The sequence below is a fragment of the Bacillota bacterium genome (assembly GCA_012842395.1).
Classification (GTDB): domain Bacteria; phylum Bacillota; class SHA-98; order UBA4971; family UBA4971; genus UBA6256.
This window is the reverse complement of record DUSX01000027.1, coordinates 1-24909: the sequence shown is the minus strand read 5'-3', so window position 1 is coordinate 24909 and position 24909 is coordinate 1. Positions and strand designations below refer to the sequence as shown.

Genomic DNA, 24909 nt, shown 5'->3' with positions numbered 1-24909 from the left:
CGGTTTCTCACACCTTCTCGAACCTGTCTATGTTGAGGACGAAGATTGTCGCGCCGCCCACCGGCACTTCGACAGGCTGTCCAACATACGAATCCGCGGGCCGACCGACCTCCGGGATGGACGGGATCAGTTGGGTCCGCGAGCGACAGGTGGACCTGACCGCCTCGACCACCGCGTCCACTTGCCCGTTATCCACACCTATCAGCAGGGTCGTGTTCCCCTGCCTCAGGAACCCTCCGGTTGTGGCCAGCTTGGTTGCACGAAAGCCCCGGTCCACCAACGTGTCCATGAGCAAGGACGCGTCCTGGTCTTGAACCACGGCTATGACAAGCTTCATCTGGTCTCCCTCCCTCCCTCCCTCGCGGCCCGGCACACGCCACCGACGCCGGGCTACCCGCCGGGTCGGTGGCCTTACATAGTCTCCTTACGCGACTCGTCGAGATAGTAGACCACTCTTCTGAACGGCTCCACTCCTATGCTCGTTGACTTCACCTTGTTCTTCTCCGCGAGCTGGTGCTGGAGCATCCTCACGTAGGCGTTCTGCGGGTTGAGCTCGACCGGACACTCCATGGACACGACCTTCGCCAGTGCCTCCTCGGCCTCCTTCAGCGCGCTCGCCTCGATCGCGTCGCGGCCCGCGCTGAACGCGTTCCGCAGGAAGTTCGATATCTGAGTTATCGTGTTGCTCCGTATTATGTGCACTGGAAGGCCGCGCCTTTCCGCCTCACGCAGGGTCTTGGGCATCTTGCGGTATTGCCCCTTCAGCGTCAGGACGGCGTCGGCCTGTGTGAGGTCCTTGGAGATGAAGACGGGCAACCCTGTCGTGCGGATGGCCTGCTCGAGGCGATTCCGGCTGACCGCATATGGATACAGCCTCATCACCTTGAGAGACCGCCCTTCCGCAGGCTCTCCCGAGCCCGCCATCGCGGCCCCGGGCGTCGCGAGCCCGCAGCCGGCCTCACGCTCGCGTTCGCGGCCGGAGTCAAGGTCTCGGCGCTGCCCACGATTGCCACGGCCCGCGTCGCGCTTCGACCACGCTTGTTCCGAGTCGTGCCCCCACTCGGGCGCCTCAACGATGCCCGCCAGGTCTGCCAGGGCTCGCGGCCCGCCGCCGCGCTGCGAGGCGTCGCGGGGCACAAAGCCCTCCTCTCGCGCCAGGAGCTCGGCGAGGCCGTTCTCCTGCACCACTTCTATCTCACCCTCGCCGGACCTACGCCTTATCTCGGGCCTGGGCTCCACGCCGCGCAGGAGGAGGTCCACGGTGCGAGCCACGTCGTGGTGGATCGCGAGGCTGTCCCGGTCCTTGATCTCGATGACGATATCGAATGTGGGCGGAGCCTTGCGCTCCAGCACAGTCTTCTGCGTGCCGCGCTTCCTCGCCTCCTCGTCGCTCAAGGTCACAACCTGTATGCCCCCCACGAGGTCCGACAAGGTCGGGTTGAGGACGAGGTTCTCGAGGGTGTTGCCGTGGGCGGTTCCGACGAGCTGCACGCCCCGCTCGGCGATGGTCCGCGCGGCCTGAGCCTCCGCCTCCGTGCCGATCTCGTCTATCACGATGACCTCGGGCATGTGGTTCTCCACAGCCTCGATCATCACGTCCGCCTGCTGCGCGGACGCCGGGACCTGCATCCGCCGCGCCCGCCCGATGGCCGGGTGCGGGATGTCGCCGTCCCCCGCGATCTCGTTGGAGGTGTCCACCACCACGACTCGCTTGTTGAATTCATCGCTGAGCACCCGTGCCACCTCGCGTAGCAAGGTGGTCTTGCCCACCCCGGGCCTGCCCAGCAGCAGTATGCTCTTTCCAAGCTCAACGACATCCCGGACGATGTCAATCGTGCCGTACACCGCCCTGCCGATTCGGCACGTGAGCCCGACGATCTCGCCGTAGCGGTTGCGAATGCCGGATATGCGGTGGAGCGTGCGCTCGATCCCGGCCCGGTTGTCGTGGCCGAACGCGCCGACGCGCTTGGTCAGGAACTCGATGTCCTCGCGCTTCACGGGCTCCTCGCCGAGATAGACGAATTTGCCGCCGGGAAACCGCGCCTCCGGCCGGCGGCCCAGGTCGAGAACGATCTCGAGGAGGTCGTTGAGGTCACCCAGGCTCTCCAGCCTGTCGCGTATCCTCGGAGGCAATACTTCAAGGAGCTCGTCCAGGTTGTCAGTTATCTCCCGTCTTGTCACAAGATCGTCGCGCGACAAGGCTGCGTGCTGCAGCCGTCAAAGGCTGCGCGCTGCGCGCCGGGCGGGCCACCCTTCCCTGCGCGTGCCCTGTCGTCGCGACGCCTCTCCTCCTTTCCTTTGCTTACCTCTCCATTATCCCCGGTCTCTATAGCTTCACCCGTCTCTATCACGTCACTGCCCATATCGTCACACATGGTCACCACTCGTGCGTTATGTGGTCCGCCCTGGCGCGCATCACGCGTCGGGGCCCCGCCCTGGCCGCGCCCGCCCGGCACCGACCACCACGAGCACTGCCCCGTCGCCGCGCACGCCCCGAAGCCGGGGTGCCGTGCCCGACGAAAGCGCGTTGAGGACGAACTCCACGAGCGGCTCCGTGATCTCCTCGCCCGGGCAGACCACCGGCAGGCCCGGCGGGTAAGGCACGATCACGTCCGCCGCCACCCGCCCACACGCCTCCCGGACGGGCATCCATTCTGTGGGCGAAAGCGCAGCCTCCCTGGGGGTCATCCTGAGAGGCGGCGTCGAGCTGAAAAGGCTGCAGGCGCTCACCTCATGACAGGGCCCATAGGCCGCCACAGGGACCCGAACCTCGCCGGCCTCGTCGTCCGCGGCGGCTCGGCAGCGCCTGCGAGCACGTCGGTCGACCTCTCCCCTCCGCTCGCCGGCGTCTCCGTCACTGCAGATGCCGGCTATCTCCGATTCGATAGCCACGACGAGCCTCTCCACGTCAGCCTCGGAGTCAGCCATCGTCAGTATAGCCAGAATATTCCGTGCGTCCGCGAGCTCCACCTCGACCCCATGACGCTCCCGCAGGCGCCGCGCGATCTCGACCCCGGTTATCCCGCGAGAGCGCAAGCCCCAGAACGACACCACGAGCTTGGTGGGATCGTGCGCGAAACCGCGCGCGGCAAGCCTGTCCGCATCAAGGCACATCACGCCGGGAAGGCGGGAGAGCCGCTCCCTCGCCGCAGCCGCCCACCGTATCACCCCGTCGAGAAGCTCGCGCCCCCTCGTGGCCGCCACGCGCCTCGCGGCGTCCAGCGATGCCATCAGCACATACGACGGGCTCGAGGTCTCGACGAGCCGCAACATGCGGCCAACCTTCGCGGCATCCAGCGCGCCTCCCTTGAGGTGCAGGAACGCCGCCTGGGTCATAGCCGGCAGCGACTTGTGCGCGCCCGAGACGACGGCGTCCGCTCCGGCCGCGAGGGCCGAGGGCGGAAGGGCCTCGTGAAAGGGCAGGTGCGCGCCGTGCGCCTCGTCCACCACTGCTATTTTACCATAACCGTGCGCGATGGCCACCAGGGTTTTGACGTCGGGCGCCACCCCGTAGTAGTTGGGGTTCGTGAGCACCACCGCGCGCGCCCGCGGATGACGGCGGAGCGCGGCGTCAAGGCGGTCCGCGGAAGGGCCGAGCGGGATCCCGTACAGCTCGTCCACCTCCGGCGCGACGTACACGGGACGCGCGCCGGACAGCACGAGGCCGCTCGCAACAGCCATATGGGTGTCGCGTGATACGATGATCTCGTCACCCGGCCCGCACGCCGCCATTATCACAGCCTCCAGGCCGCAGGTGGAGCCATTCACTAGGAAAAACGTCCGGTCCGCGCCGTAGGCGAGGGCGGCGAGGCGCTGGGCCTCGTTGATCGGTCCCCCAGGGGCGTGCAGGTCGTCAAGGCCCTCGACCTCCGTCACGTCCGCACGGAGAGGTCCGGCGCCGGTGAGAAAGAGGCTGGCGAGCTCGGGATCGGTGGCACCCGCGCCGCGGACGGCTGTTCCGGCCACCGGCCGAGCGTCAGACCGGGCGCCGCATGTGGCGGCCTCGGCTTCGGGGGCTTTCCCTTTGTGGCCGGGCATGTGAAACCGGGCCCGGTGGAGCGCGACGTAGTCCATCAGCGCCTGCACAAGGGGCGCGGCAGCCTGGTCCGTGGCCCGCGCCCCATTGTTGGCCGTATGACTCATAAAAGGCGTATGCCCGCCGTCTCGGCGAACCCCGCGCCGCCCCGCCCCCGCATGGTCCATACGCTATCGAACTCCTTCTAGCTCGAATTGCGCCTCCCTGGCGCTTGCCCGGTGCGCGAGATCCAGGCGCCCCGGCCGTGCGCCTCACTCACACGCTCCCGGTCTTGCGAGGCGCTGGCGCGCCTCAAGGTATGACCGCCAGGCCTGCCTGATCTTGGCGACGTAAAAATCGTAGTCGCGCGCGCCGGCATCAAGGTTGACGATAGCCCGCTCGCAGTTGGCGCAAAGCCTTTTCCCGAGGACGACGGGCCCGTCCACGCCTCGCTTCCCGCAGACGAGGCACGCTCGACGCGCCGGAGCATCGCCCGCTTTGCGACAGCACGGGTTCTCCCGGACTGGGGATGAAGACTGCACACCAATCACCGCCTAGGCCTGGCCCTGTGATCATTCGCACTTCCGTACAGGGTTCCTGCTTTTGTCCGGCTTCATGGTTCAGAATATGCATGCGACGGCGGGCTGGGAATCTTGTCCAGGCAGTGTCGGACCCACGAAAGGAGTCCCGGGATGACTGACGAATAGTACATTTCGCGCACGTCTCAGGTTAGGCACGGATTCGCCGGGGCTAGCCGGGCCCCGGCCGAGCCCTGCCTGCACAGGCGGCGACCTGGACGAAATCCCGGATTCCATTCGGGAAGGAGGTGTGTATGCGCCCCGAGCCCGCCGAGCGCCCCGCAGCCCTCCGCTCCTGCCCGTCATGGTCGAGGGTCATGGTCGAGGTTCGACGATGTGTAAGGAAGGGCGGCGCGGTGCTTGGACGGCCGAGGGGGCATGCGCGCGATGTGAAGACTTGGGAGAAACTGGCATACAGTTTCGGTGCCCTCGGCTCGAGCTTGTCCTCTCAAGCGGTCCAGACGTACATCGTGTTCTTCTACGCGGATGTCTTGAAAGTCCCGATCGAACTCATAGGTTACAGCATGATGGCATACGGGATCTGGAACGCCATCAACGACCCCCTGTTCGGGTATTTCTCCGACCGCACGCGCACGAGATGGGGACGCAGGATCCCGTACGTCGCCGGGGGCCTCATCCCGCTCACGCTGGCGTTCATATTGCTTTGGACCCCGCCGTCAGGCGTAGTGAACGCAGGTCACTTCTCGCTCTTCATTTACTTCACAGTGATGATGTTCCTCTTCGACGGGATCTTCACCCTGGTCATCCTGAACTGGACGGCGCTCTTCCCGGAGATGTTCCCGAGCCTCAAGGACCGGGCTGCGGTGTCCATGTGGCGCCAGATATTCGGAAATGTCGGGCTCGTCGTGGGCATCGCGCTTGCGCCGGTGGTGTACGGGAGATTGGGCTGGGGCGCCATGGGGATCATCTATGGCGTGGTCACGGGGGTGTCGGTCGGCATCTCGCTCCTCGGGAGCCGCGAGACAGGGGCACGTGCCGGTGAGGAGCCGCTCAACGTGTTCCCTGCACTCAAGCACACTATCGCAAACAAGTCGTTCATGACCTATGTGGTCTCGTCCATGCTCGTGCAGTTCGTCTTCGTCCTCATCATGGCGATCGTGCCGTTCTACTCGAAATACGCCCTGAAGATAGCGGAGGATCAGTCGTCGTTGCTCCTTGGTGCGGTATTCCTCGTGGTGTTCATCATGTTGGCGCCATGGATGCGGTATACGGTGAAGGTCGGGCCGAAACAAGCCATGTTGAGCGCCATCGTATTGTTCGCCCTTGCCCTCATCCCATTCGGGCTCGCTAGGGGCCTCGCGATGGGCATCGTGTGCGGCGCGCTCCTCGGGATCGGCCTCGCCGGCCTCATGCTTCTGTTCGACGTGCTGATCGCCGACGTTATCGATGAGGACGAGGTCCTCACGGGGCGCCGGCGCGAGGGTATGTACTTCGGCGCGAACGCCCTTTTCATCAGGCTCGGCGTTTCGGCCCAGGCTCTCGTGATGAGCCAGGTGCTCAAGGCCAGCGGGTATGACCCGAACCTTGCGGCGCAGCCAGCGTCTGTCGAGACGGGGGTCCGTTTCCTGACGGCGGGCGTGCCGGTGATAGCGCTCATCCTCGCGTTCCTGGTCCTGAGGATGTATCCTCTCCACGGCGACGCCCTGGCGAGGATCAAGCGCGAGCTCGCCGCAAGACACGAGGCTCGTGAGGGGCAAGGGAACGCGGCGTGAGGTTGCGCCTTGCTCTGCCTTGTCGCTGCCGCCCCCTCCTTGGATGGGCGGACGGCGGCAGCGACAGGCAGGCCGGGCGAGCGGGCTCTCAGAAGATCTTCTTTGAGTTCATCCAGTCGTGCACGAGATTCAGCGTCTCCCCGAACCTCTGGAAGTGCACGACCTCGCGTTCCCTCAGGAATCGTAAGGCGTCCGTAACATCCGGATCGTCCGATAGGCGGATGAGATACTCGTACGTAGCTCTCGCCTTTTGCTCAGCGGCCATGTCCTCGTGCAGGTCGGCGACGGGGTCCCCCTTGGACTGAATGTAGCTCGCGACCCACGGCGCGCCGGCGGCGTTGACGAAGTACAGGGCCTTGTCGTGGTCGGCGTAATAGTCATCGAGTCCCGCGGCCTTGATCTCTTGCACGCTGGCGTCTTTGATGAGGTTGTAGACCAGGGACGCGATGATCTCCATGTGAGCAAGTTCCTCGGTGCCGATGTCGGTGAGCACCGCTTTCGCCTGGGATATCGGCATGGTATACCGCTGCGTCAGATAGCGCAAAGACGCCGCCAGTTCGCCGTCGGGTCCCCCGTATTGGGTGATGATCTCCTTGGCCAGCCTCGGGTTGGTGTACGATACCCTGATTGGATACTCGAGCTTCTTCTCATATATCCACATGGATCGCCACTCCCTCCTGTTACCTGTTGAAGGTGATCTCCCACGGCCACGGATCCTCCACCCAACGCCACGTGCCCTGGCTCGTGCTCTGTCCGTAGTTCAGAACGGGTCCGTACCGCGACTCGTACGCCGTCTTCGCCCTCTGAAGTTCCTGTGCCACTGCGTTGAAATCAGCTAGGGCGCGCTGGTCATCCGGATGGGTGTCCAGAAACAGGTTGAGATCTATGGCCGCAAACTCCAGCTCCATGATGCGAAGGAGCTCTCGACGTCTCTGATCCATGTGCTATCCCTCCGTCTCTGGGTTGCTGGGGACGGTCCCGGCCGGGGCCATCGCGGCCGCGGTCACGGCCGCATTCCCGGCTCGTACGGCCGGTACAGCTCCGGGAAGACCGTCCCTTTCATCAAGCCCTCGGCGGGGCTCCAAGTACGCGAGTACGTCTGCGGCGGGACGTAAGCCCGGGCGAGTTCGCCGTAATAACCTGTCGTTTGCCCCTCCGGGAGGCCGGTGCCGCCCGGAATGCTCGCCTTGATATCCGCCATCTGGCATTCCTCCCCGCGTCCATCGTTTCCTGCGCCGGGCTGTGCCGCGCAAGCGCGCCGGCCGCCGTTCCCGGCCGGAGCATGGCTCCTGTGCCATTCTATGCTCGGAGGACAGACGTTGTGCGGTGGGGACGGGTGCGCCGGGGCAGGTGGGGATGTTGAAATCCAGGAGTTGACATACGCGACAAGATATGATAGCATGTGAGTGCGAACATGTGTTCGGAGGTGGAACTCATGAGCGTGCCTGTTACGCGCCCGTTGACGAGGCCGAGGAGATGCCAGCACGCATTCCTCCATCATACAGTGAGGGTTCTCATCAACATGTCCGTGGGTGGGAGCACGCTTCTGCCTCTCACAGCTCGCTTCGTGATCACCAGCGGGAGAGGCGCCCCCTTGGCCGAGGTGGCCTACACGTGGCAGAATGCCGCAGAAGACGAGGCCGCGCTGCGTGCCGTCCTCGAGGCGTTGAGGATAGCCAGGAGGTATCAGGCCGAACGTGTCGTAGTTTACATAGATAACGAGCGCGCGGTCTCGGTCGTCACAGGCACCGGAAAGATCCCTCGCGAGTTTGTCGGGCTTGCTCTTCAGATAAGGGCACTCGCCCATACTTATAGGGCTTTCGATGTACGCTACGGCATGTCCGTGGTGGCTCCCACGCTGCTTGATGTGGGCAGGCCCGCGGTGTCTCGCACGGGCGAGGACGCAGCGTGCGTGGACGGACATGGTGACGATCCGGCGTCACATTATCATCTGGCGAAGGGCCGCAGCCGGACGGGCAGCATGGAGGACGAGGCACAGGAATGGACTTCATAGACGACGGAAAGTGTTTCGCCTGTGGCCCGAGGAACCCTATCGGGCTGAAGCTGAAGTTCCGCATGGACGACAAAGGCCGGGCCGTGGCAGTGTTTGAGCCCGGCGAGGAGTTCCAGGGCTTCGCGGGGGTGGTGCATGGAGGAATCGTGTGCGCCTTGCTGGACGAGGCCATGGCGTGGGCCCTTATCCTCCGCGGGAAGCTCGCGGTCACCGTCACGCTGTCCGCGAGATTCAGGAGGCCCGTTCGCGTGGGGAGCAAGGTAACTGTCTCGGGTGAGCTGGTGAAGAGCGGCTCAGCCAGGCACGTCCTCAGATCCGAGATAAGGGACGCGTCCGGGGAGCTTGCCGCGGAAGCGGAGGGCACGTTCCTCGTTGTATCGGACGTGCAGCCCCGAGAGGTTGGTCACGAGGACCGCACGTGATCGAGGGCCCCCGAACGGAACGCGCGACCGGGCAGGGCCACCCGCAACGGTCAAGACGACGCGGGGCGTTCGGAGTCTTCTTCCGCCTCGCCACGGGCGAGCTTGCCGAAGAAGGCCTTGTGGCGCTCGCGCATCTGTGCGTCGGTGGCGACGGGAGGCCAGAGATCCCCAATGGCGTCCTCATGGATCGCTTTGAAGAGGTTGTCATAGACGATAGGGTTTTCGCGGGTGAGAGCGCGAATGAGCGCTTTCACCTTGGCCCGGTAGCTTACTCCGTGCATCGGACACGGGTCGGGAGGCGGCTCGTAACCGAGCCGTCGAACCGCTCCCGTTACTTCCGACTCCTTGAAATAAACGAGTGGCCGGATGACGGTTATGCCGGTCCGGTCCAGAAACGTGACGGGCCGGAACGTGTGGACCTGTCCGGAGTACAGCACGCTCATCACGAAGGTCTCGACGGCGTCATCACGGTGATGCGCGAGGGCGACCTTGTTAAAGCCATTTTCGCGCGCCAAGCCGTTCAGGGCGCCGCGGCGCAAGTGAGAGCATATGGCGCACGGGTTCTCCTTCCGACCGGGGCTGAACGCGACCCGCGCGATGTTTGTCTCTTTCATGAAGAACGGCACGCCAACCCGTTCCGCGAATTTGACGAGCCTGTCCAGCCCATCGCCGTCCGCGTCCTGTTCGAAGCTCATGCCAACGTGCCCCGCAGCGACGGTAAAACCCACGGGTGAGTATGCGCGGATAGCAGCCAGCGCATAGAGAAGAAAGGCGCTGTCCTTGCCTCCCGAGAAGCCCACCAGGATGCGGTCGCCCTCGGATATCATTTGAAACTCGATGATCGCCCGCCAGACGCGACGTGCGTGGGAGCGGGAGAGCGTTGGGGGCTCCGGCCCCTCAAAACCCGGCAAGAAGGCATCATCGCACGGATCGTCTTTCACGTGTGCGGGACCTCCTAGTAGCTGCCTCACGTTGCGTTCGCTGGATTGAAGCCCACGCCGGCCCTTGCAAGACTCGGGAACGCCTGCCGCGCAAAGCCTAAGTATGGCGCTCGGAGTCTCCGTCTCATTTCTTGACGGTGCAGGGTTGCCAGCGCTTGCACGACGGAGCGCTGAGAATCTGGCTGCCTCGCGCGCCAAATTCGAGCGGGCGCGCCGGGAGAGCGCCGGCCCCGCGGAAGGCAACGCTGGCAACCCGGCGCCACAGACACCCCGCGCCGGAAAACAGCACGGACTTCTCGCGGTACATCTAGAGAGGCTCAAACCGCGCGGTGAAGTGTCTCAGAACCGGGGCCTCATACACCAGCTTCATGCCGCGTATCTTGTCTTTGCGGCCTGCGATCGCACCTAGGGCACGCGCCACCACGTCCATGTGCCTGTCGGTGTACACCCGCCGCGGCACCGCAAGCCGCACGAGCTCGAGCTCGGGGAAGACCTGCTCCCCCGTTTTCTCGTCTTTGCGGCCAAATGCGGCCGTGCCGAGCTCCACCGCGCGCACGCCAGCCTCCAGGTAAAGCTCGGCCACGATGGCCTGGGCGGGGAAGGCGCTCTGCGGCAGGTGCGGAAGGAGCCGCTTAGCGTCCACATAGACCCCGTGCCCGCCCGGCGGCTCGATGATGGGGACGCCTTCCTCCAGGAGACGGGTCCCGAGGTAGCCCACCTGCCCGATGCGGTCTTCAAGGTACGCCTCGTCGACTACCTCGCGGAGACCCCTCGCCATGGCTTCCAGGTCGCGGCCTGCCAGCCCGCCGTAGGTGAGGAAGCCCTCGTAGACGATGCCCCACTGTCCGGCGGTGCGGTAGAGCGCCTCGTCATTCGTGGCGAAGAGGCCACCGATGTTTACGAGGCCGTCTTTCTTGGTGCTCATGGTGCAGCCGTCCGCGTAGGAGAACATTTCCCGGGAAATCTCCGCGATGGTCTTGTTAGCGTAGCCCTCCTCACGCTCTTTGATGAAGTACGCGTTTTCGGCAAAACGCGCGGCGTCGAAGAAGACCTTGATCCCATGCTCCCTCGCTATTGCACTAACCTCGCGGATGTTGGCCATGGAAACCGGTTGGCCGCCGTTGCTGTTGCACGTGATAGTGATGTTGATGAAGGATATGCGATCCCTTCCGTACCGGCGTATCTCTTCCCGGAGCCGCCCGGTATCTATGTTGCCCTTGAACGGATGGCGCGTTGCAGTCTCGTAACCTTCCTTTATCACCAGGTTGACCGGCTCGCCGCCCTTCAGGCGGATGTGCCCCTCGGTGGTATCGAAGTGCATGTTGCCAAGCACCCGATCGCCGGGCTTCACGAGCATCGTCGTGAGAATGTTCTCAGCGCCCCTGCCCTGGTGAGTCGGGAGCACGTATTTGAAGCCCAGCAATTCGCTTACGGTATCACGGAGGTGGTAGAAGTTCTTGCTACCGGCGTAAGCCTCGTCCCCGATCATCAGCCCCGCCCACTGGTTGTCGCTCATCGCGGAGGTCCCGCTGTCGGTAAGGAGATCTATGTACACCTCCTGCGAAGGGATGTTGAAGACGTTGTACCCAGCCTCACGGAGCACTTCCTCCCGCCTCGATCGCGACGTCTGCCTGATCGGCTCGACCATCTTGATGCGGTACGGCTCGGCGTACTCGGACCTCTTTCGCACATGCCTTCCTCCCATTCACGGAGCTATTCGGCTCGCGATCGCCCTCCGCCGCGCTCGCCGGACAAAAACCTGCTACACTGCACAAAACCCACGGTCCCGCACCCTAAGCGCGACAATGGTAATTGTTCTACTCCGACCAGCGCTCTCCTGCCGGGGGCGCCGACGACCCTGGGGCCGTCAAGAACGGAAACGAAAACTTATGGCGCCGTACTTGGAGGAGGTGACGGCGTCCTTGAATAATGACTATTGAGACAATCCAACGCGGAGCCGTCAAGTTTCCCCCAATCCGGTGCGAAGGCGCCGGGGCGGAGTCAGAGGAAGGCTGGGAGAGGGGTCGACCTAGGGTGAGCAGGGTGGCGTGCGTTCAGTTCATGGCAAGACGCAGGGAGTCGCTTGACGACTTCGTGGCACGGGTGGACGACGTGGTGGCCCGGTCCGCGGTGGACCTCGGCGCAGACATGGTAGTTTTTCCTGCGTACACCGGTCTTGCCTATCTCGCTGCTGCATTCCCGGGGGCGAACCTTTTCCTTGGGCCCGGGTTCGGGGCAGCCGTGTCGAAAGTCTTCGCATCATCGCGAGCGAGCGACGCACAGGCCGATTTCCTGCGGCTTTTCTCCCGCCTTGCCGCACGGCACCGGGTGTACATCGCGCCCGGGACCATCCCGGTGCCCGGCCCAGGAGGCGTCCGTAACGAAGCACACCTGATATCCCCGGACGGGGACCTCATCGGAAGGCAGGCCCAGACCCACCTGTCCCGCGACGAGCGAGCCAGCGGTTTTGTGAGGTGTGTCGACGGGCTCGAAGTGTTTCAGACGTCCCTCGGAATGGTCGGATTTGCAGTCTGCGAGGATGCGTGGTATCCAGAGGTCGTGCGAATCCTGGCCCTGCAGGGTGCACAGATAGTGCTAGCGCCAACGGCGGTCCCGGCGCCCTACAGCGAATGGCACCAAGTGCGGGGCATGTGGCAGAACGTCCAGCAGAACCAGGTTTTCGGGGTGGAGGCATGCCTCGTCGGGCTGGCCGGCGGCGTCGAGTTCGAGGGCAGGTCCACCATCTACGCGACGTGCGAGATGACGGAAGGCGATACAGGCGTCCTTGCACGGGCCGCACGCACCACAGCCGAGGAGATCGTCGTCGCGGACCTGTCGTTCCCGTCCATCAGGGGGACCATCGAGCGATTCCCCATCTTCAAGCACCTCAACCCACGGCTCTACAGCACGTGGTTCCCCCAACTGTACCGGGAACACACTATGGGCGGCGTTGCCGCCGCGGCTACGGGCCCGGCCATGGCCGGGCTGGCGTCCGGAATGCCGCACGCCGCTGGCTCGTGCGTAAACGCGCCCGGTGCCCCGCATGGGACGCAGGCTGCCCCCGCATCCGCCATCCCGCCTGCATCCCGGGTCGCGTCCGCGTCATCCGCATCGGCCCCGCCGTCCGCTCACCCGGAGGCCGCCGGCCGAGCGTCAACGCTTCCCACGAGTATCCGCACGGCGCCCACCCCTGCGCGCGCGGACGACAGAACGGCCGCGCGCGAGAGCGCGCCGCGGCCGCCGGCCGGCCAAAGGATAGCCAGCATGTTCCGCGGCCTGGCGCTCAAGGCGCTCCTCTTGTGGGCGTCCAGGCCTGCGATGATCCGGGGTTACCTTGCCAGGAAACGCATAGTTCCGAGTGACGCGTGCGCCGGGCTCCTCCCAGGCCCTAGCCGCGGCCCGCGCGAAGCCGATGATCCTCGCGCAGTCGCAGGCTCTCCTTACGCTGCTCACGAGGGTCAACTGCCGGCCGACGTCAGCCGCCCGTCCCGTCGTCCGTCCAGGGTACGCGTGGCGGCTGTGCAGATGCGGTTGGACATCATCAAGGATGCAAGGAGCTACGCCGAAAGAATCTACGGCCTCACGAAGAACGCGGTCGACAAAGGCGCGCAGCTCGTGGTGTTCCCCGAGGATTCGGGCACGCCGCTCGTGGGCCTGCTCCCCGGCATAGACAAGCTCGCCGCGAAAGGCATAGACGCTGCAGTGGCTGACGTGGCCGGGGAGGACGTCAAGGTATGCGAGGTCTTCCGGGTCATCTCGCCTGCGGTAAAGCGTATCTACGAAACGACCTTCTCGACTCTCGCCCGGGCGTTCCGCGTCTACATCATCACAGGGAGCGCGTTCCTCGAGGACGACGACGGCAAGATGCGCGTGATCGGCTACTTCTACGGCCCAGACGGGGAACTCATCGCGCGCCAGCGCAAGCTCCACCTGGTGCCGATGGAGGCGGCGTGGGGCTTCGAACCAGGCTCAGAGCTCGAGGTCGTTGACACTCCGCTCGGGCGCATCGCCTTTCCCATTTGCATGGACGCGACCTACTTTGAGACCTTCCGCATCGCCCGCCTGCGCGGAGCGGACATCGTGGTGATCCCATCCGCCAACAGCGAGGAGTACCTCTTCTGGCGCACGATGCGCGGCATCTGGCCGAGGGTGCAGGAAAGCCAGGTGCTCGGCGTATCGGCCGCCGCGGTCGGCAACCTGCTGGGAATACCTTTCACGGGGCGAAGTGGGCTTCTGGCACCATTGGAGATGACGCCGTCCGGCGACGGCTGGCTCTCGCGCGCGGCCTCGTTTGACCAGGAAGAGGTAGTGGTGGGCGAGCTGGACCTCGACGCCCTGCGTCGATTCAGGGACGAGAATCCTCTGGATTTCAACGTCCGCTTGTATGAAAGGTACCTGCCGGCACTCTACGGAAGCAGAACCGAAAGGTAAAGCTCAGGTGAGTGACGGAAGGACTCCACGGAGGGATCTCGGATGAACAGGTCGAGAATGGAGTCGATACAAGCCAGGCTAGATGAGGTCTCCGGAAACAGGAAGGACCCTCAGGGACGCCTCCTGGCTAGTGGGACTGAGCTAGAATAACGCAGGGAGGCCTTTCTGCACATTCGGTGCGATGCCCAGGTGTCTGAAAGCGTGCTCCGTGGCGCGACGGCCGCTGGCTGTGCGGACCACGAATCCTATCTTGAGAAGAAATGGCTCCACCATGTCGACGAGGGTGTCCTGCTCCTCGTTGAGCGTGGCGGAGAGCGCCTCGATCCCTACGGGGCCGCCCCCATAGAACTCTATGATGGCCCTGAGATACTTCCTGTCGAGATTGTCGAGGCCCGCATCGTCTATGCCTTCCATGGCGAGGGACGCGGCCACCACGTCCTTCGTGATGACCCCTTCGGCCTTGACCTGGGCGTAGTCGCGCACTCTCTTCAGGAGCCGATTCGCGATCCTCGGCGTGCCGCGCGAGCGCCGCGCGATCTCCGCCCTGGCCTCGTCTTCCACGGAGACCTTCAGTATGGACGCGGATCTCTCGAGGATCTCAGCTAGCTCCTCCGGCGGATAGAAGTCCAGGTGATGGAAGATGCCGAACCGCTCGCGGAGCGGCGCGGAAAGGAGCCCGGCCCTCGTGGTAGCGCCGACGAGCGTGAAACGCTTGAGCGGGACCTTTATCGTCTTCGCGAAGGCTCCCTTGTCCACCACGAAGTCGATCTGGAAGTCTTCCATGGCGGAGTAGATGAACTCCTCGACCACCTTGGGCAGCCTGTGGATCTCGTCGATGAAAAGCACGTCGCCGTCCTCGAGGTTCGTGAGTATGCCCATGAGGTCGCCCGGCCGCTCTATGGCGGGCCCTGACGTCGAGATTATGTTGGATTTCATCTCGTTCGCGATTATGTGCGCGAGCGTAGTCTTGCCGAGGCCGGGCGGGCCATACAGAAGGACGTGGTCAAGGGCCTCGTTGCGCCTTCTCGCCGCCTCCACAGCTATGGCAAGGTTCGCGACCACCTGCTTCTGCCCGGTGAACTCGGCAAGCACCGATGGGCGAAGGCTGCGCTGGTAGGTCTCTTCTTCTGTCTGTTCCTCCGCACTTACAAGCCTCACTCGAGCCATCGTCACGCCCCCATCAAGTTCCTCGAGCGGCGCTCGCGCCCAGCCATGGCCTTCCGGCATCAGGTGCCGCGTCGCTCTCTAGCATGTTCCGAGGACCTATATATCTCTTGTATGACCGCCTCCGCGGTCCGAAGCTCCGGTCGCTTGGCCATCACCTGACGGATCATTTCCTCGGCCTCTTGCCGCTTGTAACCGAGCTGCAAGAGGACCTCGAGGGCCTCCGCCGCCACCTCGTCCACGGGCGGAATCGCGGTCGCGGCGGCCACCCGCCCCGCCACAGCGCCCCCGGCCTGCCTTTCCGCCTCCTCGCCCTCTGCTCTCAGCGCAAACCTGCCGACCTTCCCTCTCAACTCCGCAACGATCCTGGCCGCCCTCTGCTTGCCGATGCCCGGGAGCGAGCTAAGGGTCGCTATGTCGGAGTCCTCGATGGCACGCGCAACGCGCGGCGTCGGCACCGTGAGGGCTTTCAGGGCCGCTTTCGGGCCGATGCCTCCGACGGTGATGAAATGCTCGAAGAACTCCTTGTCGACCTCGCTGAGGAATCCGACGAGCACAGGCACGGTGTTGCCGACACCGCCTGGCACCCCCTGGATGTAGAATATGGTCTCCAGCCTGACCTCCTGCTCTCGCCGGGGCACGAGCGCCCTGGCTGTGGATGGAGATACGAGCACGTCGTAGGAGAGCCCGCCGACCTCTATGCTGACGCGGTCTTCTTGAATGCGGACGAGTTTGCCCGTGATCGCGGAGATCAAGTAAGCTCACTGCCTCCAAAAGGGCGGGCTAACGCTGTCGCGCCCCCGACATCTCGTACGTGGCATGTGTAAGGAAGTTGTGATGGCAAAGCGCAAGAGCGAGCGCGTCGGCCACGTGATCCGGCTCGGGGACTTCCTCGAGGCCCAACCGCACCTGAATCATCCTTTGGATCTGTTCCTTGCTGGCCGTGCCCTGCCCCGTGAGCGCCTTCTTCACGCGCGCCGGCGGGTACGAGACGACTTCGATCCCTCTGGCCCCGGCGGCGAGCAGGATGACGCCGCGGGCGTGACCCATCAGCACGGCGGTCCTGGGGTGCCGGTAGCTCGTGTAAAGGTCTTCAACTATGACCGCGGCCGGAAGGTGCTCGGACAAGATCGACAGCACCCCGTCGAATATCTCCTTGAGCCGTACTTCGAGGCGGGCGGACGCGGTTGTGCGAACGAGCCCCGCCTCGACTAGGCGCACCGAGCAGCGAGACACTTCGACGACGCCGTACCCAGTATCAACGAGGCCGGGATCGATGCCGATGATCCGTTGGCCTTCGGCCATCAGGGCCTCTCCCCTGTTGCGAGGGTCGACATCGCGTGGCACACTGAGCGCCTCCCGTCCACCCGATTATACCATCCGCGCCTGCGGGCGGGCAACTGATGTTCGGGGAATGGGGTTCTGCGTGTGCGCGGGATCGGCGCGGCAAGTACGCGCGAAGGCGCACCCTCTGGATGCCTGGATGCGCCCTCGCACCTGCCTGCCGACACGCCTCGTATCCGGGGTGCCGCGGTGCCACGGTATCGCGGCGGATGGATGCCATAGCTACAAGCTACACATGGATGCTCTACATCGAACGCCGCTACTAAGCCCACTTCCCGCATTAGGAACGCGGCCGAGTTGAGAAATGACCTTTACCTTGGGAGACGTGTCCTCCGTGGAAAACGAGCCAAGATCAGGTCCCACAAACCCTCCCCATCACTACTCTCACAGAGTGCTCGGCGCTCGCGCCGTCCCGGGGTCTTGCCGCTCCGACCGGGATGAACCCCACAAGCTCCCCCGGCGCGCGGTATTCGGGCAAGACCGTCCCGCGGCCGGGCGCAGCAGGCACCGGCTCCAGCTCCTGGCCGTCCAGCTCGATGCGGGCAACGCCCCGGCTCACGTGGTCGGGGTTCTCTACACGGATGACATAGGTGCGGCCGCGGAAGACGCGCCTCACGGTAAACCCGGGCCACTCTTGCGGGATGCACGGGTCTATGACGAGCCCGTCGTATTCAGGCCTCACCCCGAGGATCCACTGTGACGCCGCGACGAACATCCATGACGCCGTGCCCGTGAGCCAGGAGTTCTTGGCCTCACCGAACCTCGGGCAGTCGGGGCCGGCTATCATCTGAGCGTACACGTAGGGCTCAGCCTTGTGGATCTCCGACATCCGCTCACGCGCGGTGGGAAGCAACCTGGAATAGTACGAGTAGGCTCTGTCTCCCCTCCCCAATGCGCACTCGGCAATTATCGCCCATGTATTCGGGTGACAGAATATGCCGGCGTTCTCCTTGACTCCAGGAGGATAGCAGGTACATGCACCGATGGCCTCGGAGTAGCGGGTGAAAGCCGGCTGCTGCAGGACTATGCCGTGTGGCGTTGCAAGGTGCGCCCACACTGAGTCCATGGCGGCGATCCCTCTCTCACGTGGCGCCACCCCGCTCATCACCGCCCAGGGCTGAGTCTCGAGGAAGATTCGTCCCTCTGCGTTGTGGGAGGATCCCACGGGCGCGCCGGAGTCGTCGAAGGCCCTGATGTACCATTCACCGTCCCATGCGTGGGCGTTTATGGCCGCGACCATGTCGCGGGCTGCCGCCGAGTACGCCTCCGCCTCCTCGTCGTTGCCCTTGAGGCGCGCGATGGCCGCCATCTCGGACGCCGCGCATACGAAAAGCTCGCCGATGAGCACGGATTCGGCCACCCTGCCGTCGTGCTGCGTCCTCCAGTTGAGGTTCAGGCAGTCGTTCCAGTCCGCCTCGCCTATAAGCGGTAGCCCATGGGGGCCGAGGTTAGCAAGGATGTATGACATGCACCGCCTGAGGTGCTCCTCCAAGGTGACCGGACGCGGGTCGTCCGCGAACGGTGCCTCCATCGACAAGACCCCAAGGTCGCCGGTCTCCTTTAGGTACTGGGCTGTCGCGATGACCAGCCACATCGGGTCATCGTTGAACCCGCTGCCGATGTCGTTGTTACCCTGCTTGGTCAGGGGCGAATACTGGTGATAGGTGTTCCCCGCGGCAAACTGAATCGCCGCGAGTTCCCGAAGGCGCGTCGCCGCGCTCGATGGGACCTGGTGCAGGGCACCAAGGATGTCCTGGCTCCCGTCGCGGAACCCAATGCCCCTGCTGATGCCGGACTCGTAATAGGATGCGGACCGCGCAAGCTTCAGCGTGGTCAAACACTGATATTGGTTCCACACATTGATCTCCCGGGCCATGTTGGAATCGGGTGTCTTGGCCTGGAACCCCGCCAGGAGGAGGTCCCAGTGCCGCGCGAGCTCCTCCCGCGCCGCCGCGACCGTGCGCGGGTCGAGGTAGCGCGATATGACCTCACGCGCTCCCGCCTTGTTGACTCGCCCGTCCGCTGTGAATTTCGCCCCTGGTTTGTTCCAGGCAAGCCCCAAAACGAACAAAACGTGTTGCCGCCCGCCCGGGCCGAGAGACACACGCACGCAGTGCGACCCGATGGGCGCCCAACCATACGCCAACGAACCGGACGCCTTCCCTTCTATCACGGCCCGCGGCGCCGAGAGCGTGCCGTACGGGCCGAGGAAGGCCTCGCGATCCGTGTCGAATCCTACTACTTCGCCGCTGGTGGCGAAGAACGCGAAGTGGTCCCTTCTCTCGCGGTACTCCGTGGTGTGGTATATGACGCCGTCCTCGACCTCGACCTCACCGATATTCAGGTTTCTCTGGAAGTTCGTCTGGTCATCAAGCGCGTCCCATAGGCAGAACTCCACGAACGAGAAGAGGGTGATGTCCTCACGGTGATCATTGCGGTTCTCAATCACGACCTCCCACACTTCGAGAGGCTCATCAACCGGGACGAAGTAGGTCACATCAACGGCGAGCCCTCGGCGCGACGACTTGATGGAGGTGTACCCGAGCCCATGGCGGCACTCATAAAAGTCGAGGGGCTTCCGCACAGGTTGCCACGTGGGAGACCAGAAGTCCCCATCGGAGTGGCGAATGAAAAGGTACCTGCCGCCTTCGTCGGTTGGAATATTGTTGTACCGGTAACGCAAGATGCGCCTGAGCCTCGCGTCAGAGTAAAAGCTATAGCCTCCACCGGTGTTTGAGACGATCGCGATGTACTCGCGCGTGCCGAGGTAGTTTATCCACGGGGACGGCGTGTCCGGACGTTCTATGACATACTCGCGCCGTTCGTCGTCAAAGTGCCCGTACCTCATCCCTGACGGTCCCTCCTTGGCCTTGTCGGCGTGGGTAGCCTTTCATTTACCGGTGGCGGGGACGCCAGGAAGGCATCCCCGCCACCATCTGTCCCGGGCCTGGGCGGTCCAGACCTACTTCTCGCGCTGCAGTGCCTCGTCAACCTTCTTTGCAGCTGCGTCTAGATAGCGCTTGACGTCATCGGCTTTGTACTTGCCGACGATGTAGTCGCTTAGGACGTTCTTGAACTCAGAAACGATGGCGTTCTCAATGTCGCCCCAGACCGCCAAAGGCGGGTAAGCCGTGGCATAGCCAAGAGCGGTCTTGAACGTCTTCCAGACTCCCGTTGAGTAGTAAGGATCATCGTATGCGGCCAGGGTCGCTGGGAGCATGTGGGAGAGGTGCTGAGTGTAATCCACCATCTTCTCCTTCTCAAGCAGGAACTTTATCCATGCCTTGGCTGCGTCCTTGTTCTTGCTGGCCTTGAATATCACGAGGTTGCTTCCGCCAGAGAAGGCTGCCCGGCCTTTCGAGCCCTTCGGCGGCTCCACCACGCCATAGTTCAAGGTCGGGTTCTCCTGCTCGATGTTGGCTATGTTCCACGGGCCCATGAAGCACATGGCGACGTTGCCGTTTATGAAGGCCGCGTCAGCCTGCGGCTGGTTGTACTCGGCGCAGGCCTTGTCCGCAAGCCCGTTCTCGACCAGGCTCACATACCACCGCATGGCCTGCACACCGGCCTCGCTGTTGAAGATGGCCTTCTTCGCCGCGACATCGACGAGATCTCCACCGTTAGCCCAGAGGATGATCGCCCAGTTGTGGATGAGGTCCCACGCGTTCGTGCCAGCCATGGCGAACGCCTTGCCAGGCCCAAGCGCCTTCGTTATAGCCTTGCCGACCGTTATGACCTCGTCATAGGTCTGCGGCGGGTTCACCTTCGCCGCAGCGAACATGTCCTTGTTGTAGAACAGGCACCTGGTCTCGGCGAACCAGGGCACGCCGTAGTAGCGGCCCTTGTAAGTCGTGGAGTCCAGGTTCGCCTTCATGAACGCCGAGGCGCCGCCGAACTCCGCGATGTTGATCTCCTCAAGGCCGCCCGTCGCTGCGAACTGGGGGTTCCACGTCGTGCCCACCTGCGACACGTCAGCCCCCTCGCCGGTGGCGATCGCAGCTGCGATGCGTGACCAGGCAGTATCCCATCCTACGATCTCCCAATTGACCTTGACGCCTGTCTGGGCCTGGAACTCTTGCGCCACCTTGTTCAGCCACACGGTGTGCGTCTCGTCGGGGGCGTTGGGCATGACCCAGAACGTTATCTCCTTGGGAGCCGCGGACGCCGTCACTACGCTGAGCAATGCGAAGAGAACGGCGCAGACAAGAATCCACCTTCTCAGTGTCATCTGAATTCGCCTCCCATTGAGGATGAGTTGTGTTTGGTTACCCTGGAACCCGGAGAACCCTCTAGTCGCTGAACTCCACTAGGCCTCACTCCGAGTCGCCTGGACTCGCGCACGACCACACTCAAGTCACACCCAAACTCCAGAACTCCAGACACTCCACGCCCTGCCAGGCCATCGGCGGCCCGCCGGCCCTTGCCCGTCCATCCGGGCCAGACGCGGGTCTCGCGATAACGGCCCGCCCCGTCCGTGGCCTCACCTCCCTTCCGTCGTCGGCCAATGATACCTCGTTTGTTCTTGCGCTGCTCCCTGCGATGTCGATGCGCGGTCGTTGCCCCTAGCCCGTCACCCTTTGACAGAACCAGACACGAGGCCCTCCACGATATGCCTCTGAATGAGCGTGAAGAGCACCAGGACGGGTATGGTCACAATGATGCACGCCGCCATCATCCCTGCCCATCGGGCTTCCTGGTTCGTTATGTACTCGAGGATACCGACGGCCACCGTCTTTGTCGCTCGCCCCGTGAGAAGCGAGGCGAAAAGGATCTCGTTCCAGCTCATGATGAACGCGTATATGCCGACTGCCGCTATGCCGGGTCGCGCAATGGGGATGATCACCCGGAAGAGGGCACCCACAGGGGTGCATCCGTCTATCTGAGCCTGTTCGTCTATCTCCCTCGGTATGTTGGCAAAGAAACTGCGCAACATGAGGATGCTGAAGGGAAGGGCAAACGACGAATACGTGATTATGAGCCCTTGGTACGTGTTCTTGAGCTGAATCCCCGTCCATTTGTTGATGTAGACGAACAGGATGAAGTACGGGATCAGGAATAGTATCCCGGGAAACATCTGGGTCACGAGGAGCGAGAGCACGTACGGTCCTTTGCCCTTGAACTCGAACCGGGCGAGGGCATAGCCTGCAAGAATGCTGAGGGCCAGGCAGAGCACCATTGTCCCGACGGATATGATCATGCTGTTCCTGAAATAGTCCAAGATCCTCACGGTGCGGTTGACGTTCCTGTAATTATCCAGGGTGAACGTACGCGGGATCCACCTTGGAGCAAGGTTCGGATCGGTTATGTCGGCCGACTGTATCTCAAGGCTTGTCTTGAAAGAGCCGGACACCATCCACAGGTACGGAATGAGCACAACGACGAGCACAAGGATCACCGCGGCGTAAAGCCCCACCCGCTCCGCGATTCGGATCGCCTTCACCCGGGGCGACCTCATGCTTCGATACGCTTTTTTCTCGGGATTCGCGGGGTTCATTGTCGTATCAGTCCTCCACCGATGTGCCGGGCTTGAGAGTCCGGAGATAGATGATAGCCACCACAGTCATCATCAGCACCAGGACCACCGACATGGCCGCACCCATGCCGTACCTCAGGTTATCGAAGGCCTGCCTGACAACGAAGGTCGATGGCACTTCCGCGTAGATCCCGGGGTCGTCCCCGAGCATCACCTTAAACTGGTTGTACGCGTTGAAGTTCCAGAGGATGTTCAGCAGAAGCAGCGTCTTTGTGACCGGTAGGATGTGCGGCCAGGTAACGTAGCGGAACCTCTGCCACCAGTTCGCCCCATCGATCGATGCGCACTCCAGGAGCTCGCGGGGAACCGATTGCAGGCCCGCCAAAAGGAGCAGGCTCGCAAACGGCCAACCCTTCCATATGCTCGCCACCATCACTGAGAACATCGTCCTCGTCCCAACGAGCCACACGAGGGGCTCCTTGATGAGGCCCAGGGACATTAAGAAGCTATTCACAATGCCTACCCTCGCCTGGAAGATGAACCGCCACACGCTGTAGGCAACGGAATCGGGCATGATGTACGGCAGGAGCACGAGGCCTCGCACAATGGTCCTCCCATAGAACCGCTGATTGAGAAGGAGAGCGACGGCGAGACCTATGACGTATCCGATGGTGATGGTCACCACGCCATAGTAAAGCACGTTGGCCACGGACCTCAGGAACAGGACCCCGTCCGGGTCGCTGAGATCGAGGGCTTCCAGATAGTTCGCAAGCCCCACGAAGGGGGCGGCACGCCAATTAGCGATCGTGTAGATGTCAAGGTTCCGGAAGCTAATAAACACGCCCCAGACGATGGGGATCACATGAACGAAGATCGTGCCGAGAAGAGCGGGGGCAATCAGCAGATAAGGCAGCGTCCGTCTCCAGGCGAGAGCCCTCGATGCCCTTCCCACTGCGGCACTTGCGCGCGAGCGAACCTGCGCCTCCAACTCCTCACCCCCCCCTTTGTTCCACAGGAGACAGACCCCCGCTCGGTAAGCGAATTGTGGCTGTCCATCGATGTCATTCCATCGGTCAAAAAACCCCGTCACGCGGGTACCAGCATGGTCGGCTTCAGCACGATCCCAGGCACATCGCGCCCCTCAGATATCACGGACACAAGCATGTCGGCGGCGAGGCGCCCCTGCTCGTATAGGGGCGCTTGTATGCCGCCCAACGACGGCTCGATGAATCTCGTGGAGGGAAGGCAGTCGCCGGCCAAGAGCAGGAAACCGTTTTGTGTTCCAGACGCCGGGACCAGGCCTCTCTCACGGAGCGCACGGAGGGCACCCAGCGCGGTCGGGTCGCTGCTGCAGATGATGGCCGATACCCTGGCGTGCTCATCGTGGTCGAGGAGGCGAAGCGCGGCCCAGTACCCTCCGCTAACCGTATAGTCCCCTTCCCGGACCAGACGCTCATCATACGGGATACCTGCCTGCTCCAACGCGGTCTTGTAGCCTTCGGCGATGCTCCGCTTGTTGGGCAATAGGAAATTGCTGGGCTCCTTGATGAGCCCGATACGCGTGTGGCCGAGGGAGATCGCGTACCGGGTGGCGGCGATGCCCCCGGCCACCGCGTCGATCTCCACGAAATTGTGGGTTTGCTCGGGGTAACAGTAGCCCAGCGACACGAAGTGGAACCCCTTCTCTGAAAGCTCCTTCACTATGCTATCGGCTCCTGTCATCCCGTACAATATGGCCCCGTCGACGTTGCGCCGCTTCGTCAGCCGAACGACCTCTCTAAGAGCATCGTCCCGATTCGTCGGCACTGACAGCACCATGTCGTAGCCGCGCTCGTTGAGGAGATCAAGGGCCCCTTTGATCTGTTCGATCATGCCGGGATCGTGGAACACGAAATCCGACCCGAATGGAACCACGAACCCGATCGCGCCGGTCCGCTTCTGCCTGAGACTGCGGGCCGCCGAGTTGGGGTGGAAGTCGAGATCCGCCATAGCCGCTAGAACGCGCGAGCGCGTCTCTTGCCTGACCAGCTGACTCCTGTTCAGCACGCGCGACACGGTCTTCACGGAAACGTTTGCCTTCTTGGCGACATCGTATATGGTTGCCATGTCTTGAGCTCCCACTGCCGGAATGCGGCTGGCGAGAAGATGTTGTGTCTATCGGTGTCATATCATTGATTCAACGCATGTGGCGGAATTCCTTCTTTCAGCGCGGGTATTTTCTTTTGTGTGGGCTGGTCTTTGTCTACTGATGTCACTCGCCTGGGGATACATGGATATGGATATGGGTATCGTCTTGGCCCGGTCCGCCTCAAGCACACCACACCGTCCACAAGGGGCGAGACAGGTAGCATCAGGCAAGGACGCGGCGAGGCCGACAGGTGGGCGCTTCGTTGTCTCGCTTCCCTGTCTGTAGTAGGCGCAAAGGCTGGCGTGGGCACGAGGCGGGGCGCCCCGCCTGGCGCGGCGCTCGTAAACGAAGCGCGCCCGGAGCGCACCCGGAGGGCGTTCGGGCACACAAGTGCGGTGCGCACGGTGCGACGCAAGGCGCAACGGCGACCGGGACGGGACGCGGCCGCGCGCAAGCCGTTTCAGGCAGGCCGCGATTGGGTCGCGGCTGGGTCCTGACCCTGACCGTCTGACCGTCTCGGCCGCCGCGCACACGGCCGCTGCGTACATAAAAAAGCCTTCCGGCAGCGACCTACTCTCCCGCACCGTTGCCAGTGCAGTACCATCGGCGCTGGAGGGCTTAACTTCTGTGTTCGGAATGGGAACAGGTGTTTCCCCTCCGCTATTG

21 protein-coding genes and 1 rRNA gene are annotated in these 24909 nt (G+C 63.4%); 4 read left to right on the top strand and 18 right to left on the bottom strand.

What is annotated here, in order from left to right:
• Positions 1-7: 7 nt before the first annotated feature.
• The 4 genes from GX515_08065 to GX515_08050 form a co-directional block, all read right to left on the bottom strand.
• A complete protein-coding gene (locus GX515_08065) occupies positions 8-337 on the bottom strand; it encodes a hypothetical protein (protein HHY32953.1) in 330 nt (109 codons plus the stop codon).
• 74 nt (positions 338-411) lie between these two features.
• The gene (locus GX515_08060; GenBank protein ID HHY32952.1) at positions 412-2181 is read right to left on the bottom strand and encodes an AAA family ATPase; all 1770 of its coding nucleotides are present in this window, start codon (positions 2179-2181) and stop codon (positions 412-414) included.
• Positions 2182-2415: 234 nt separating this feature from the next.
• On the bottom strand, positions 2416-4203 hold the full coding sequence (locus GX515_08055) for an aminotransferase class I/II-fold pyridoxal phosphate-dependent enzyme (protein ID HHY32951.1): 1788 nt from the start codon (positions 4201-4203) through the stop codon (positions 2416-2418).
• A gap of 84 nt (positions 4204-4287) precedes the next feature.
• On the bottom strand, positions 4288-4461 hold the full coding sequence (locus tag GX515_08050) for a hypothetical protein (protein HHY32950.1): 174 nt from the start codon (positions 4459-4461) through the stop codon (positions 4288-4290).
• A gap of 521 nt (positions 4462-4982) precedes the next feature.
• On the opposite strand from GX515_08050, the gene GX515_08045 reads away from it, so the two are divergent.
• Positions 4983-6326: an MFS transporter gene (locus tag GX515_08045; GenBank protein HHY32949.1), complete on the top strand. Its 1344-nt coding sequence runs from the start codon at positions 4983-4985 to the stop codon at positions 6324-6326.
• An 88-nt stretch (positions 6327-6414) separates the two neighbouring features.
• Here GX515_08045 and GX515_08040 read toward each other — a convergent pair whose 3' ends face one another.
• The 3 genes from GX515_08040 to GX515_08030 all read right to left on the bottom strand — a co-directional run bounded on the left by GX515_08040 (position 6415) and on the right by GX515_08030 (position 7527).
• Complete coding sequence (locus tag GX515_08040) at positions 6415-6987, bottom strand: manganese catalase family protein (GenBank protein ID HHY32948.1); 573 nt, start codon at positions 6985-6987, stop codon at positions 6415-6417.
• A 19-nt stretch (positions 6988-7006) separates the two neighbouring features.
• Entirely contained in the window at positions 7007-7267 is a 261-nt protein-coding gene (locus tag GX515_08035) for a spore coat protein CotJB (GenBank protein ID HHY32947.1), read from the bottom strand.
• A 62-nt stretch (positions 7268-7329) separates the two neighbouring features.
• Positions 7330-7527 (bottom strand): spore coat associated protein CotJA, encoded by a 198-nt coding sequence (locus GX515_08030; GenBank protein ID HHY32946.1) that lies wholly within the window; start codon positions 7525-7527, stop codon positions 7330-7332.
• 234 nt (positions 7528-7761) lie between these two features.
• On the opposite strand from GX515_08030, the gene GX515_08025 reads away from it, so the two are divergent.
• Together GX515_08025 and GX515_08020 are read left to right on the top strand one after the other, a co-directional pair.
• Positions 7762-8340 carry a reverse transcriptase-like protein gene (locus tag GX515_08025; protein ID HHY32945.1) on the top strand — a complete coding sequence of 193 codons (579 nt, stop codon included), beginning with the start codon at positions 7762-7764 and terminating at the stop codon, positions 8338-8340.
• Positions 8328-8762, top strand: a complete 435-nt coding sequence (locus GX515_08020) for a PaaI family thioesterase (GenBank protein HHY32944.1) — start codon at positions 8328-8330, stop codon at positions 8760-8762. Before GX515_08025 ends, GX515_08020 begins: the two co-directional genes overlap by 13 nt.
• A 50-nt stretch (positions 8763-8812) precedes the next feature.
• On the opposite strand, the gene GX515_08015 is transcribed toward GX515_08020, so the two are convergent.
• Together GX515_08015 and GX515_08010 are read right to left on the bottom strand one after the other, a co-directional pair.
• Complete coding sequence (locus GX515_08015) at positions 8813-9589, bottom strand: tRNA 2-thiocytidine biosynthesis protein TtcA (protein HHY32943.1); 777 nt, start codon at positions 9587-9589, stop codon at positions 8813-8815.
• A 421-nt stretch (positions 9590-10010) separates the two neighbouring features.
• Positions 10011-11408, bottom strand: a complete 1398-nt coding sequence (locus GX515_08010; GenBank protein HHY32942.1) for a tryptophanase — start codon at positions 11406-11408, stop codon at positions 10011-10013.
• A 329-nt stretch (positions 11409-11737) separates the two neighbouring features.
• On the opposite strand from GX515_08010, the gene GX515_08005 reads away from it, so the two are divergent.
• Positions 11738-14134, top strand: a complete 2397-nt coding sequence (locus GX515_08005) for a hypothetical protein (protein HHY32941.1) — start codon at positions 11738-11740, stop codon at positions 14132-14134.
• Positions 14135-14275: 141 nt separating this feature from the next.
• Here GX515_08005 and ruvB read toward each other — a convergent pair whose 3' ends face one another.
• The 9 genes from ruvB to rrf form a co-directional block, all read right to left on the bottom strand.
• The gene (ruvB, locus tag GX515_08000) at positions 14276-15301 is read right to left on the bottom strand and encodes a Holliday junction branch migration DNA helicase RuvB (protein ID HHY32940.1); all 1026 of its coding nucleotides are present in this window, start codon (positions 15299-15301) and stop codon (positions 14276-14278) included.
• A 59-nt stretch (positions 15302-15360) separates the two neighbouring features.
• A complete protein-coding gene (locus tag GX515_07995; GenBank protein HHY32939.1) occupies positions 15361-16053 on the bottom strand; it encodes a Holliday junction branch migration protein RuvA in 693 nt (230 codons plus the stop codon).
• Between the two features lie 28 nt (positions 16054-16081).
• Positions 16082-16603, bottom strand: a complete 522-nt coding sequence (ruvC, locus tag GX515_07990; protein HHY32938.1) for a crossover junction endodeoxyribonuclease RuvC — start codon at positions 16601-16603, stop codon at positions 16082-16084.
• 391 nt (positions 16604-16994) lie between these two features.
• A complete protein-coding gene (locus GX515_07985) occupies positions 16995-19490 on the bottom strand; it encodes a glycosyl transferase (protein HHY32937.1) in 2496 nt (831 codons plus the stop codon).
• Between the two features lie 114 nt (positions 19491-19604).
• Positions 19605-20870: an extracellular solute-binding protein gene (locus GX515_07980; GenBank protein HHY32936.1), complete on the bottom strand. Its 1266-nt coding sequence runs from the start codon at positions 20868-20870 to the stop codon at positions 19605-19607.
• Between the two features lie 342 nt (positions 20871-21212).
• On the bottom strand, positions 21213-21995 hold the full coding sequence (locus tag GX515_07975) for a carbohydrate ABC transporter permease (GenBank protein HHY32935.1): 783 nt from the start codon (positions 21993-21995) through the stop codon (positions 21213-21215).
• A 148-nt stretch (positions 21996-22143) separates the two neighbouring features.
• A complete protein-coding gene (locus tag GX515_07970; protein ID HHY32934.1) occupies positions 22144-22989 on the bottom strand; it encodes a sugar ABC transporter permease in 846 nt (281 codons plus the stop codon).
• A gap of 212 nt (positions 22990-23201) precedes the next feature.
• Complete coding sequence (locus GX515_07965; protein HHY32933.1) at positions 23202-24221, bottom strand: LacI family transcriptional regulator; 1020 nt, start codon at positions 24219-24221, stop codon at positions 23202-23204.
• Positions 24222-24800: 579 nt separating this feature from the next.
• Positions 24801-24909 (bottom strand): 5S ribosomal RNA (rrf, locus tag GX515_07960); the annotation flags it as partial.

Coding starts and splice junctions, on each gene's coding strand:
- GX515_08065 (HHY32953.1), bottom strand. CDS start 337: ATGAAGCTTGTCATAGCCGTGGTTCAAGACCAGGACGCGTCCTTGCTC.
- GX515_08055 (HHY32951.1), bottom strand. CDS start 4,203: ATGGACCATGCGGGGGCGGGGCGGCGCGGGGTTCGCCGAGACGGCGGG.
- GX515_07980 (HHY32936.1), bottom strand. CDS start 20,870: ATGACACTGAGAAGGTGGATTCTTGTCTGCGCCGTTCTCTTCGCATTG.
- GX515_08025 (HHY32945.1), top strand. CDS start 7,762: ATGAGCGTGCCTGTTACGCGCCCGTTGACGAGGCCGAGGAGATGCCAG.
- GX515_08020 (HHY32944.1), top strand. CDS start 8,328: ATGGACTTCATAGACGACGGAAAGTGTTTCGCCTGTGGCCCGAGGAAC.
- ruvC (HHY32938.1), bottom strand. CDS start 16,603: ATGGCCGAAGGCCAACGGATCATCGGCATCGATCCCGGCCTCGTTGAT.
- GX515_08040 (HHY32948.1), bottom strand. CDS start 6,987: ATGTGGATATATGAGAAGAAGCTCGAGTATCCAATCAGGGTATCGTAC.
- GX515_08015 (HHY32943.1), bottom strand. CDS start 9,589: ATGATATCCGAGGGCGACCGCATCCTGGTGGGCTTCTCGGGAGGCAAG.
- GX515_07965 (HHY32933.1), bottom strand. CDS start 24,221: ATGGCAACCATATACGATGTCGCCAAGAAGGCAAACGTTTCCGTGAAG.
- GX515_07985 (HHY32937.1), bottom strand. CDS start 19,490: ATGAGGTACGGGCACTTTGACGACGAACGGCGCGAGTATGTCATAGAA.
- GX515_08010 (HHY32942.1), bottom strand. CDS start 11,408: ATGGGAGGAAGGCATGTGCGAAAGAGGTCCGAGTACGCCGAGCCGTAC.
- GX515_08035 (HHY32947.1), bottom strand. CDS start 7,267: ATGGATCAGAGACGTCGAGAGCTCCTTCGCATCATGGAGCTGGAGTTT.
- GX515_07975 (HHY32935.1), bottom strand. CDS start 21,995: ATGGTGTCCGGCTCTTTCAAGACAAGCCTTGAGATACAGTCGGCCGAC.
- ruvB (HHY32940.1), bottom strand. CDS start 15,301: ATGGCTCGAGTGAGGCTTGTAAGTGCGGAGGAACAGACAGAAGAAGAG.
- GX515_08030 (HHY32946.1), bottom strand. CDS start 7,527: ATGGCGGATATCAAGGCGAGCATTCCGGGCGGCACCGGCCTCCCGGAG.